Annotated in this window: 1 protein-coding gene; it reads left to right on the top strand. The window is 50.8% G+C overall.

What is annotated here, in order from left to right:
* On the top strand, positions 1-252 hold a 252-nt coding region (locus FDX22_RS00115), incomplete at both ends, for a substrate-binding domain-containing protein (protein WP_186805252.1).

The following is a 252-nucleotide window of genomic DNA, read 5'->3' as shown; positions in this document are numbered from 1 at the left end:
TGGAAAAAAACGGTATTCCCTGGGAACCCGCCAAGGTCAAATACGGTGATTCAACGATGACCAGAGGCTATGAAGCCTGTCGTGAACTGTTGGATGAAGGAGTGATATTCAGCGCACTGTTCGCCTGTAACGATGACATGGCGTTAGGTGCATCGAAAGCATTACATCAGGCTGGACTAAAGATCCCCGAGGATGTTTCGTTGTTTGGTTTTGATGATGCGCCCAGCGCGAAATGGCTGGAGCCGGGGCTGT

The sequence above is a fragment of the Citrobacter sp. TBCS-14 genome (genome assembly GCF_005280805.1).
GTDB classification, from domain to species: domain Bacteria; phylum Pseudomonadota; class Gammaproteobacteria; order Enterobacterales; family Enterobacteriaceae; genus Citrobacter; species Citrobacter gillenii.
The sequence above is the reverse complement of the archived record's forward strand: the minus strand, read 5'-3'. Positions and strand labels throughout refer to the sequence as shown.